Source organism: Arthrobacter sp. TB 26 (genome assembly GCF_000427315.1).
GTDB lineage: Bacteria > Actinomycetota > Actinomycetes > Actinomycetales > Micrococcaceae > Arthrobacter.
The window spans coordinates 1-10,824 of record NZ_AUPJ01000253.1 but is presented as its reverse complement, the minus strand read 5'-3'; the positions used below and the strand labels follow the sequence as shown (position 1 = coordinate 10,824).

The following is a 10,824-nucleotide window of genomic DNA, read 5'->3' as shown; positions in this document are numbered from 1 at the left end:
CCGTTCCTGCACCTCCACCAGCTTCTCCCAAGGACTGTAGACAGCCATGACAGATACCGAACTCCGCCAGGCCGGCATCCCCGCCCCAGCAACGGGCCCGGCCGGCTCCGGGGGACCCGACGGCTCCGGGGGCCCCGGCCACCCGGGCAAGCGGCGCCGCTTCGGCCCGGATACCACCAAGGGCACCGTCGCCAAGATCGTACTGCTGGGCATCGTGGACGCGCTGGCCGTCTACGTCCTGATGATGCTGTTCCTCAGCGAGTCGTGGGGGGCGCTGGCCGTCTCCTCCGCCGTCGTCCTGGCGATCAACTGGATTTACCTGCGCAAGGGCGGACTGCCCGCAAAGTATCTGGCCCCCGGCGTGCTGTTCCTGCTCGTCTTCCAGGTCTTTGTGGTCCTGTTCAGCGGCTACATCGCCTTCACCAACTACGGCGACGGGCACAACAGCACCAAGGATGATGCGATCGCCGCCATCCAGCTCACCGCACAGAAACGCGTCCCCGATTCGCCGGCCTACAAAACTGCCGTCCTCGCCAAGGACAATTCGTTCTACTTGCTCTTCACGGACCCGGACGGCAAGGTCTCGCTCGGCAGCTCCGAAGCGCCGCTGGAGGAAGTCTCCGGCGCCGGCAAGGACTCCACCGGCAAGGCCAACGCCCTCGACGGCTACCGCACCCTGAACTTCCAGGAGATCGTGGCGAACCAGCAGCAGATCCTGGGAACCACCGTGCCCGTCTCCGCAGACCCTGCGGACGGCACGCTGCGGACCGCCGACGGCAGCAACGCGTACCAGTTCAAGCCGGCCCTGACCTACGACGCCGCGGCCGACACGTTCACCGACACCGACTCCGGCGCTGTCTACCGGGACAACGGCAAGGGCGCCTTCGCGGCCAGCAACGGCGAGACCCTCACCACCGGCTGGAAGATCGACGTCGGCATGGAGAACTTCGCCCGCGCGTTCACTGATCCCAGCCTGCGCGGTCCGCTGCTGGGCGTCATCCTCTGGACCTTCACCTTCGCCGTGGCTTCCGTGGCCCTGACCTTCGCGCTGGGCCTGTTCCTGGCCATGACCTTCAACCGCGAGGACCTGCGCGGCAAGAAGGTGTACCGGATCCTGATGATCCTGCCTTACGCCTTCCCCGCGTTCCTGTCCGGGCTGGTGTGGTCCGGCATCCTCAACCCGCAGTTCGGCTGGCTCAACCAGACCCTGCTGGGCGGGGCCACGATCGGTTGGCTCACGGACCCGGTCCTGGCCAAGATCAGTGTGCTCGTGGTCAACCTGTGGCTCGGGTTCCCGTACATGTTCCTCGTCTGCACCGGGGCCCTGCAATCGCTGCCAACCGAGTTGGACGAGGCCGCCCGGATGGACGGCGCGGGCCCGTGGCGGGTGTTCCGCTCGATCAAGCTGCCCCTGCTGCTGGTCTCCATCGCACCGCTGCTGATCTCCTCCTTCGCCTTCAACTTCAACAACTTCAACGTGATTTTCATGCTCACCGGCGGCGGCCCGCGCTTCGCGGACACGGACCGGGACATTGGAGCCACGGACGTCCTGATCACCCTCGTCTACAAGGTGGCCTTCGGGCAGGGGACGGGGCGTGACTATGGCCTCGCCAGCGCCCTGGCAATCATCATCTTCATCATCGTGGCCACCGTTTCGGCCATCAGCTTCAAGCAGACCAAGGCACTCGAGGACGTGAACTCATGAACGGGTCAGCAACTACGGCCAGCACAACGGCGGCTCCCNCCCGCCGGCGTCGATGGCACAGCAGGAAGCACCACCGACGTCGAGCAGCTCCGCTCGCTGCAGCGCCGGCGCCCCTTCGGCGTCTGGTTCAAGGACAAGGGCTGGCGGCACCTGGTCGGCATCGCGGTGACCATCTTCGCGATCTTCCCGCTGATGTACGTCCTCTCCGCGGCGTTCAACTCCACCGGCACGCTGGTGGGCTCCAACGCGCTGTTCAGCCGGATCGACTTCGGCAATTTCGCCGAACTCTTCAACAACCCCGCGCGGCCCTATGCCCGCTGGTTCGCGAACACCATGGTGGTGGGGGGCGTGACGTCCGCGGCCACGGTGTTCCTCGGTGCCATGGCGGCGTATGCGTTCTCCCGGATGCGGTTCAAGGGCCGCCGGATCGGCCTGCTGAGCCTGCTGCTCCTGCAGATGTTCCCGCAACTGCTGGCCGTCGTCGCGATCTTCCTCCTGCTCAGCGGGATCTCCGAGGTCATCCCGGCACTCGGCCTCGGCAGCCAGCTGGGCCTCATCATGGTCTACCTCGGCGGCGCCCTGGGCGTGAACACGTACCTGATGTACGGCTTCTTCAACACCGTCCCCCAGTCACTCGACGAGGCGGCCAAGATTGACGGTGCCAGCCACACGCAGATCTTCTTCGGCATCATCATGCGCCTCGTTACCCCCATCCTGGCCGTGGTGGGCCTGCTGTCCTTCATCGGAATCTCCGGTGAATTCGTGATCGCCAGCGTGGTGCTCACGGACCCGGACAGCCAGACCCTCGCTGTCGGCCTGTATTCCTTCGTGGCGCAGCAGCGGTCCGAGAACTGGGGTGTCTTCGCCGCCGGTGCCGTGCTCGCCGCCGTGCCGGTGATGGCACTGTTCCTCTTCCTGCAGCGCTACATCGTCAGCGGCCTCACGGCGGGCTCGGTGAAGGGCTAGGCATGACCGGGCAGGGTATGGCCGGGCTGCTGCCGCACCACGACGGCTCCGGCCTGCACGCCCCGCAGCAGGTGGCGCTCGGCGACGAGGCCCTGCTGCGGGTCCGGGTTCCGGCCGGCTGGGGGCGTGCCACACGGGTGTGGCTCCGCTCGATCCAGGACGGTGAGCCCCGCTACGAGCCGTGCACCGGTTTGGGCGAGGCGGATGGCTGGGCCTGGTGGGAGGGGGCCATGACGGTCACCAACCCGGTGGCCCGGTACCGCTTCCTGCTGGAGGCCGGCCGCCGGTACTGGACTCTCAACGCCCAGGGTCTCTTCAGCCGGGACGTCTCCGACTACGCGGACTTCCGGCTGACGACGTTCCCGGCAGCGCCGCAGTGGCTCCGCGCGGGCACGATGTACCAGATCTTCCCGGACCGCTTCGCGCGGTCGGCTGGGGCGTCGGTGCACCCGGTTCCGGACTGGGCCGTTCCCTGCAGCTGGGACGCCACCCCGGTGGCGGGCACGGGCCCGGACACCCCGTACCAGTTCTTCGGCGGGGACCTCGGCGGCATCACCGAAAGACTTGACCACATCCAGGGGCTCGGCGCGGACGTTATCTACCTGACGCCGTTCTTCCCCGCGCGCTCCAACCACCGCTACGACGCCTCAACTTTCGCGTCCGTGGATCCTCTCCTCGGCGGGGACCAGGCCCTGGTGGAGCTGGTGGAGGCCGCCCATGCCCGCGGCCTGAAGGTTATGGGAGACCTCACTGCCAACCACTCCGGCGACGCCCACGAATGGTTCCGGCGTGCCCTCGCCGAACCGGGCTCCGCGGAGGCGGGCTACTACTACTTCAACGATGACCACAGCGGCTACGAGGCCTGGTACGGCGTCCCCTCGCTGCCGAAGCTCAACTGGACCTCGGAAGGGCTGAGGGAACGGTTCGTCCTTGCTGACGACTCGCCCGTGGCCCGCTGGCTCAAGCCTCCCTTCAACCTCGACGGCTGGCGGATCGACGTCGGCAACATGACCGGACGGCTCGGCGCCACGGATCTCAACCAGGACGTCGCCCGGCTGATCGCCGGCCGGGTCCGTGAGATCAACCCGGAGGCGGCGCTGCTGGCCGAGGCCACCAACGACGCCGCGCCGGACTTCAGCGGCGAACACTGGCACGGCGCCATGACGTACTCCAACTTCACCCGGCCGCTGTGGTCCTGGCTCGCCGGGGATGCCCCGCACGTCAATTTCTTCGGCACGCCGTTGCCTGGCCCCAACCGGACCGGTGCCGAGGACTTCCTGGCCACCCATCTGGACCTGGCGGCCGCCTTCAGCTGGGGCGTCCGGCAGCAGAACATGAACGCCCTGAACAGCCATGACACGGCGCGGGCCGCCACCGTGATGATCGACGGCGGACAGCGGCTCGGTGCGGTGCTGATGTTCACGCTGCCCGGCGTCCCGGTGGTCTTCGCCGGCGACGAATTCGGGCTCAAGGGGCACAACGGGGAAGCGTCGCGGACGCCGATGCCCTGGAACGATCCCGACCGGGTCCTGGACGACCTCCAGGATGACTACGCCGCGCTCGCCGCGCTGCGCCGGGACCAGCCCGCCCTGACCGGCGGCGGAATCCGCTGGCTGCACGCCGACGGCGACGCCCTCGCGTTTGTGCGGGAAACGGCGGGGGCATCCGTGCTCGTCGTCGTGACCCGGGACGCTGCCGACGTGCACCTGGCGCCCGGAACATTGTCCGCCGCCCAGTTCCGGGCCCTTGCGGCGGATCCTGCGTTCAGCGCAGGTCAGGTCAGCGCCGGTCAGATCAGCGCAGGTCTCGTCGGCGCAGGCCCCGGCACTGGGCAGATCAGGGCGGATGGGACGGCCTCAGGGGCCCTGATCTGCACCCGCGGCCCCGCGGCCGGGGTCTGGATGCTGCCCGGGACCAAGCTGCCCTAGCCCATCCGGCCGGAGCCGCGCCTTAGACTGAAGGCCGGAATCGACGAATCGGAGACCGCATGAGCATCATCGACGAGCTCACCTCTGCCCTGGGTCCGGCGAAAGTCGCCCTGGATGACCCCACGCTGACTGCCTATGCCGTGGATCAGGCGCCGGTGCTGGACTACCAGCTGCCGCAGGCCGTGGTCCGGGCCGAATCGATCGAAGACGTCCAGGCCACCGTCCGCGCCTGCGCCGCCCATGGGGTCCCGTTGGTGGCCCGCGGCGCCGGGACCGGCGTCTCAGGCGGTGCGCACGCGAGCAAGGGCTGCGTCGTGCTGAGCCTGGAACGGATGAATCGCATCCTGGACCTCAACCCCGATGACGAAACGGCCGTCGTCGAGCCCGGCGTCATCAACGCGGACCTCAACGCCGCCGCCGCAGTCCACGGACTCATGTATGCCCCCGACCCGGCCAGCTTCAAGCTGTCCACGATCGGCGGCAATGTGGCCACGAACGCCGGCGGCCTGCGCTGCGCCAAGTACGGGGTGACCCGCGATTCCGTGCTGGCGCTCGACGTCGTGCTGGCGGACGGCTCGCTCATCCACACCGGCCACCAGACGTTCAAGGGCGTGGCCGGCTACGACCTCACCGGCCTGTTCGTCGGCTCCGAGGGGACGCTGGGCATCGTCGTCGGAATCACCGTCCGGCTCAAGTACCTCCCGCAGGACGTGCACACGATCGCTGCCTTCTACCCGGACTTCCGCAGCGCCGCGGCAGGTGTCCTCGCCGTGGGAAAGGCGCGCGTACAGCCGGCCATCATGGAGCTGCTCGACAGCGGAACCCTGGCCCAGCTCGATGAGGTCCACGGCTCGGACCTCGGCTCCAGGGGACAGTCCCTGTTGCTGATCCAGACCGACGGCTTCGGCGCAGCGGCGGAGGCGGCCGCGATCCGGCCCGTCCTTGTGGCGGGTGGCGCGATCGTGACCATGGAAGCCAGCGCGGAGGCGGAGCAGCTTGTGGAACTGCGGCGCAACAGCCGCGGTGTGGAGGTCGACGACGAATACCGCGTGGGCGAGGACGTCGCCGTCCCGCGCTCCCGCCTTGTCGATTATGTGGAAGCCCTTGAGGCCATGGCGGCCTCGCACCGGGTCAACCTCAAGGTGGTGGCTCACGCCGGCGACGGCAACCTGCACCCCACATTCTGGGTGGACCGGGTGGACAAGACGGTGGCCGCGGATGCCATGACACGCCTCGGGGCGGCCCTGGACGAATCCATCACCGTGGCCCTGGCCATCGGCGGCACCATCACCGGGGAGCATGGGATCGGCCAGTACAAACTGCGCTGGCTAGGGCTGGAACAGAAGGAACCCGTGCGCGAACTGCAGCGCCGGATCAAGGAACTTTTCGACCCGGCCGGCATCCTGAATCCCGGCAAGGCCATCTAGCGCGGCTGTGCCACAACCCGGCTGCCCGGACAGCAGACCCCGCCGAAGCTTGGGGCCAACTTAGTCGTCGGAGTCCGGATACTCGTCGACGGCCTCGTCGGCGCCGTAGCGGGATTCCTCCGTTTCGATCTCCAGGATCTTGAGCATCTCCGTGTCCGGGTTCAGCATGATGGCCGCCTCGTCCCGGCGGTGGCGGAGCTCGGAGTCAATGTAGGACTGCACGGCCTCGGCGAGCGGGATGTGCCGGTTCTCCTTCTCGGACATGTACCAGCGGTGCTCCAGGATCTCGTGCACGGCTTCCGCGGGCTCCAGCTTCCCGGACAGGTCGCGCGGGATCGAACGGACAATCGGCTCGAAAATCTGGCTGACCCACAGATGCGCGCTGTATTCCTCGTCCATGCCGGGGTTGTTGTCCGCCCGGAAGGAGTCCATGTCGTTCAGTAGCCGGCGGGCCTGGTTTTCCTGCGCGTCCAGGCCGGTCAGGCGCAGCAGCCGGCGCTGGTGGTGGCCGGCGTCGACCACCTTGGGCTGGAGCTGGATGGTGGAACCGTTCTGCGTCGTTTTGATGGCGTATTCCTCGACGTCGAACCCCAGCTCGTTGAGCTTGCGGATGCGTGCCGCCACCCGCCAGCGTTCGCCGATCTCGAATGATTCCTTCTCGGTCAGCTCGGTCCAGAGGCGCCGGTAGCTGTCCATGATGAGTTCGCTCGTGGCCACGGGGTCCACTTTTTCCTCGATGAGGCCGCCGTCGAGCAGGTCCATGAGTTCACCGGCGATGTTGACCCGGGCGATCTCCAGGTCGTATTCGCGCTGGCCCGTGGAGAGATCCGGATACAGCTCGCCGGTCTCCGCGTCCACGAGGTAGGCGGCGAACGCACCGGCGTCGCGGCGGAACAGCGTGTTCGAGAGCGAGACGTCGCCCCAGTAGAACCCGATCAGGTGCAGCCGCACCAGGAGCAAGGCCTGGGCATCGATCAGACGGGTGAGGGTGTCCTTGCGCAGCATCTGCGAGAAGAGGGCACGGTACGGCATGGAGAACTTCAGATGCCGGGTGACCAGCACGGGGTTCAGCGGCCGGCCCTCGGGGGTGGTGCGGCCGGTGATGACCGCGACCGGTTCCACACAGGGGACGTCCAGCCGGGCGAGCTTGCGGAGCATGTGGTACTCGTGGCGGGCCACGTGTTCCGAGGTTTCCTTGATGGCGATGACGGAGCCGCCAAGGTGGGCGAAGCGCACAATGTGGCGGGAGATGCCGCGGGGGAGCGCGGCGAGGAATTCCGCCGGCCAGTCCTCCAGAGCAATGTGCCAGGGAAGGTCCAGGAGCTCCGGCTCGGTGGCGGCGGCGGTGATACTCAGCGAGCTCGACGCCACGGCCTTGCTGTCATTGGCGCTGGCGGCTTCGAACCGGGGCAGCTTGCCGATCTGACCGTAGTCGGTGGGTTCGTCGTGCCACTGGGCGCCGTTTTCCTCGGTGCTGGGGTATTCCTCGGTCATGAGCCAATTCTTCCGTACTAAGGGCGGCTGCCCTAACGAACGGGTGCTGCCAGGCAAGTTAAAGCCCGACGGCGGCCCTCCAGTGGGGAGGACCGCCGTCAGCCACGCAGGAGATTAATCGCCCAGGCGCAGGCCCGTCTTGGTGTCGAACAGGTGCACGTGTCCTGACTGCGGGCGGACCCAGATGGTCTCACCCTTCATCGGGGGGGTGCGGCCGTCGACGCGGGCCACGATGTCGTGGCTCTTGCCGTCCAGGGTGGTGTGGCCGTAGATGTAAGCGTCGGCGCCGAGCTCCTCGACGACGTCGACCTCAACCTGGAGGCCTTCGCCCTGGGCAACCTGCTCAAGGTCTTCCGGCCGGGAGCCGAGGGTTACGGTCTTGCCGCTGGCCTCTTCGAGGACGTTGTGCGGAACCGGGTAAATGGTGCCGCCGAACTGCACGCCGCCGTCGACGACGGGAAGCTCCAGCAGGTTCATCGCGGGGGAGCCGATGAAGCCGGCCACGAAGACGTTCTTCGGCTTGTCGTAGAGGTTGCGCGGGGTGTCGACCTGCATCAGGAGCCCGTCCTTCAGCACAGCGACGCGGTCGCCCATGGTCATGGCCTCGACCTGGTCGTGGGTCACGTAGACAGTGGTGACGCCCAGGCGGCGGGTCAGCGACGCGATCTGCGTGCGGGTCTGCACGCGGAGCTTGGCGTCAAGGTTGGACAGCGGCTCATCCATGAGGAAGACCTGAGGGTTACGCACGATCGCACGGCCCATGGCGACACGCTGGCGCTGGCCGCCGGAGAGTGCCTTCGGCTTGCGGTCCAGGTACGGCTCGAGGTCCAGGAGCTTGGCAGCTTCACGGACGCGCTCCGCGCGCTCTTCCTTGCTGACGCCGGCGATCTTCAGGGCGAAGCCCATGTTGTCCGCGACGGTCATGTGCGGGTAGAGCGCGTAGTTCTGGAAAACCATGGCGATGTCGCGGTCCTTCGGGGGGACGTCGGTGACATCGCGGTCGCCAATCAGGATTCGGCCGGAGTTGACGTCCTCAAGACCTGCGAGCATGCGCAGGGAGGTCGACTTTCCACAGCCGGAGGGTCCAACGAGGACTAGAAATTCGCCATCGGCGATTTCAATGTTGAGCTTGTCAACGGCGGGCTTATCCGTGCCCGGGTACAGACGTGTTGCGTTATCAAAAGTAACTGTAGCCACAGTTATCAATCCCTTCACCGGCAGGTACGTGCCGGACGATCCGTAGTGAATGGTCTTATTGTTCAGTTGTTAATTCAGTTGTCAGCACCTGATCGTGCGCATACTCCCCGGCCGAAGCCGAGGAGTATCCAATGATGCCGCACGGTACTTGTGCGCCACATCACAACCAGAGTATGTCAGATTTTTGGTTAATGGGCCAAAATGTTACAGATGTCACACGTGATTCGGCTTACTTACGCAAGCGGAGAGCGCGGGGCCTGGGGGTCTATTCTGTCGTGGTTGCCTCTTTATCGGCGCGGGATTTGCGCGCGGGATCCACCTTGCCGTCGGCCCCGTAGTCGCCTTCCGAATATCGGCCGATTTCCGATTCAGCCGTTCGGCCTGGTGTGGATCCGGCCCCGCCGTAGTTGGCCCTGACATATCGTCCCGATTCCCTGGCCTTGTTGCCCAGCGGTTCTGGCAGTCCGCCTTCGCTGCCTGCCCCGCCGTAGTCCCCTTCGATGTACTGACCTTCTTCATCGTCTGAGCGGCGGCCGTGCTGTGCGCCGGCCTTACCGAAGTTGCCCTCGACGTACCGGCCCCGGAGGTCCTTTTCCTCGGGCTCTTCGCCGGAACCGGGTGTCTTAGGGGTGGTGATGCCGCTGTTGTCACTCATGATCGTTCCTTCCCGAAACGAAACTTGCGTCTTTGCGGCGCACTTAAAGTCTAGCTAGGCCCGCGACATTCCGACAGGACGAACTGTCGGGACTAGCATAAAAGTGCCGGGGCTGTCAATTCACACAATGGAGCAGATGACTTAAGGAAGCGATCACGATGAGTGATGTCAGTCCACTTAGGAATGCGGTCCGTAACGGCAGCGGCCTAAAGCGGTATGGGGGGACGTGGGGTGAACTTCTGGCGGAGTTTCTCGGCACGTTTGTGCTGATTAGCTTCGGTGACGGAGTGGTGGCCATGGCGGTGGCAGCGTTGCCTGGATCTGGCCGGGCCGCGACGCCGACGACGATATTCATGGCCGCAGGTGACTGGCTGTTGATTACCTGGGGATGGGCCCTGGCCGTGACGCTGGCGGTCTACGTCGCCGGCGGCGTCAGTGGCGCACATATCAATCCTGCGGTGACAGTGGCCTTCGCGCTGCGGCGAAAATTTCCTTGGCGCAAGGTGGGGCCGTATATCGGCGCCCAGGTTCTGGGGGCTTTCGCAGGCGCCGCGATGGTATCTGCTGTATTACAACGCCATTGACGCCTTCAATAAGACAGCGGGAACCGGACGCGCGGATCCGGGCGGTCTTGCCACCTACTCGATTTTCGCCACGTTCCCGGCACCGTACTTTGACGGCAACCCCGTGGGGCCACTGGTGGACCAGATTGTCGGCACTGCCTTCCTGGTTATTTTCGTGGTGGCCATCATCGACATACGCAATACGGCCGTCCAGGCGAACCTGGGCCCGTTCATGATCGGGCTGGCCGTGGCCGCCATCGGCATGTCCACAGGCGCAAACGCCGGCTACGCCATCAACCCTGCCCGCGATTTCGGGCCGAGGGTCTTTGCCTGGCTGGCCGGTTGGGGGCAGACAGCATTGCCGGGCACTGTGGACGGGTCCTTCAGCTGGTACTTCTGGGTTCCGATCGTCGGCCCGCTGGTCGGGGGCATGATCGGTGTGCTGGTCTACGACTGGTTTATCGGAGACGTCCTGCACGCCCGGGAGAAGTTGCAGGAGGCCACGCCTCCCGGCCGGGCCGGCGGGGAGACGCCTCCGGCGTCGCAAACCAACCGGGCGACCGGGATCTAGCCGCTCAGGCGCCGACGGCCTTCGTCCGTTCCCGCAGCAGTGCCTCCAAAAGCTCGGAAACGTGCGTCGGGGCTTCGATCCGGAACTGGGCCTGGGTGAAGTCCAAGCCCACCTTCACCCCGAGATCCCCGGGGAGCAGGCTTGCGAGGGCGTCCTCGTCGGTGGTGTCATCGCCGGCGAAGACCGTTGCCGTGGCACCGGTCGCCTGACGCAGGAAGGCAACGCCTTCCCCCTTGGAGGCGTGCACCACGGAGCTTTCCAGTACCCGGTTGCCGCTCTTCAGGAAGACGCCGGGTTTGTCCTGCAGGACGGCGCGGG

General features: G+C 66.3%; 9 protein-coding genes and 1 pseudogene. 6 read left to right on the top strand and 4 right to left on the bottom strand.

The genetic code is table 11. The annotated features are described in order from the left end of the window. The first annotated feature begins 46 nt into the window (after window positions 1-46). The 4 genes from K789_RS0109260 to K789_RS0109245 all read left to right on the top strand — a co-directional run bounded on the left by K789_RS0109260 (window position 47) and on the right by K789_RS0109245 (window position 6,026). On the top strand, window positions 47-1,705 hold the full coding sequence (locus K789_RS0109260) for an ABC transporter permease subunit (protein WP_024366518.1): 1,659 nt from the start codon (window positions 47-49) through the stop codon (window positions 1,703-1,705). 96 nt (window positions 1,706-1,801) lie between these two features. Beyond that, on the top strand, window positions 1,802-2,671 hold the full coding sequence (locus K789_RS0109255; protein ID WP_051180974.1) for a sugar ABC transporter permease: 870 nt from the start codon (window positions 1,802-1,804) through the stop codon (window positions 2,669-2,671). A 2-nt stretch (window positions 2,672-2,673) separates the two neighbouring features. Further along, window positions 2,674-4,599, top strand: coding sequence for a glycoside hydrolase family 13 protein (locus tag K789_RS0109250; RefSeq protein WP_416352797.1), 1,926 nt, complete (start codon window positions 2,674-2,676; stop codon window positions 4,597-4,599). 59 nt (window positions 4,600-4,658) lie between these two features. After that, complete coding sequence (locus tag K789_RS0109245; protein WP_024366515.1) at window positions 4,659-6,026, top strand: FAD-binding oxidoreductase; 1,368 nt, start codon at window positions 4,659-4,661, stop codon at window positions 6,024-6,026. Window positions 6,027-6,086: 60 nt separating this feature from the next. Here the strand turns inward: K789_RS0109245 and K789_RS0109240 are convergent, their stop codons facing one another. The 3 genes from K789_RS0109240 to K789_RS0109230 form a co-directional block, all read right to left on the bottom strand. Continuing rightward, the gene (locus K789_RS0109240) at window positions 6,087-7,520 is read right to left on the bottom strand and encodes a DUF4032 domain-containing protein (RefSeq protein WP_024366514.1); all 1,434 of its coding nucleotides are present in this window, start codon (window positions 7,518-7,520) and stop codon (window positions 6,087-6,089) included. Window positions 7,521-7,634: 114 nt separating this feature from the next. Next, a complete protein-coding gene (locus K789_RS0109235; RefSeq protein WP_024366513.1) occupies window positions 7,635-8,717 on the bottom strand; it encodes an ABC transporter ATP-binding protein in 1,083 nt (360 codons plus the stop codon). Window positions 8,718-8,982: 265 nt separating this feature from the next. After that, on the bottom strand, window positions 8,983-9,372 hold the full coding sequence (locus K789_RS0109230) for a hypothetical protein (protein ID WP_024366512.1): 390 nt from the start codon (window positions 9,370-9,372) through the stop codon (window positions 8,983-8,985). Between the two features lie 158 nt (window positions 9,373-9,530). On the opposite strand from K789_RS0109230, the gene K789_RS26435 reads away from it, so the two are divergent. Both K789_RS26435 and K789_RS26430 read left to right on the top strand, forming a co-directional pair. Next, on the top strand, window positions 9,531-9,956 hold the full coding sequence (locus K789_RS26435; RefSeq protein ID WP_272943961.1) for an MIP/aquaporin family protein: 426 nt from the start codon (window positions 9,531-9,533) through the stop codon (window positions 9,954-9,956). 115 nt (window positions 9,957-10,071) lie between these two features. Next, window positions 10,072-10,506, top strand: a complete 435-nt coding sequence (locus K789_RS26430) for an MIP/aquaporin family protein (RefSeq protein ID WP_323754835.1) — start codon at window positions 10,072-10,074, stop codon at window positions 10,504-10,506. Between the two features lie 4 nt (window positions 10,507-10,510). On the opposite strand, the pseudogene K789_RS0109220 reads toward K789_RS26430, so the two are convergent. After that, window positions 10,511-10,824: pseudogene (locus K789_RS0109220) on the bottom strand (trehalose-phosphatase); the annotation flags it as partial.

Coding starts and splice junctions, on each gene's coding strand:
- K789_RS0109260 (WP_024366518.1), top strand. CDS start 47: ATGACAGATACCGAACTCCGCCAGGCCGGCATCCCCGCCCCAGCAACG.
- K789_RS0109250 (WP_416352797.1), top strand. CDS start 2,674: ATGACCGGGCAGGGTATGGCCGGGCTGCTGCCGCACCACGACGGCTCC.
- K789_RS0109245 (WP_024366515.1), top strand. CDS start 4,659: ATGAGCATCATCGACGAGCTCACCTCTGCCCTGGGTCCGGCGAAAGTC.
- K789_RS0109240 (WP_024366514.1), bottom strand. CDS start 7,520: ATGACCGAGGAATACCCCAGCACCGAGGAAAACGGCGCCCAGTGGCAC.
- K789_RS0109230 (WP_024366512.1), bottom strand. CDS start 9,372: ATGAGTGACAACAGCGGCATCACCACCCCTAAGACACCCGGTTCCGGC.
- K789_RS26435 (WP_272943961.1), top strand. CDS start 9,531: ATGAGTGATGTCAGTCCACTTAGGAATGCGGTCCGTAACGGCAGCGGC.